At 56.7% G+C, this 245-nt stretch carries 2 tRNA genes; both read left to right on the top strand.

What is annotated here, in order from left to right:
* Positions 1-23: 23 nt before the first annotated feature.
* Positions 24-100, top strand: a tRNA-Ile gene (locus tag ACYPYD_RS18340).
* Between the two features lie 23 nt (positions 101-123).
* Positions 124-199 (top strand) — tRNA-Ala (locus ACYPYD_RS18335).
* The last annotated feature ends 46 nt before the right edge of the window (positions 200-245 follow it).

Genomic DNA, 245 nt, shown 5'->3' with positions numbered 1-245 from the left:
GGCCTGTTCGGGCATGGCGAGTTGGGCCTGTAGCTCAGTTGGTTAGAGCGCACCCCTGATAAGGGTGAGGTCAGTGGTTCGAATCCACTCAGGCCCACCACTTGCCATATCTAGACAGATAACGGGGCCTTAGCTCAGCTGGGAGAGCGGTTGCTTTGCAAGCATCAGGTCATCGGTTCGATCCCGATAGGCTCCACCATCTTCGCCGAGAGATTGGCTTGAGGATGGTACAGTGCGTTGCACTG

Source organism: Novosphingobium sp. 11B, assembly GCF_054589055.1.
This window is presented reverse-complemented; position numbering and strand designations above follow the sequence as displayed.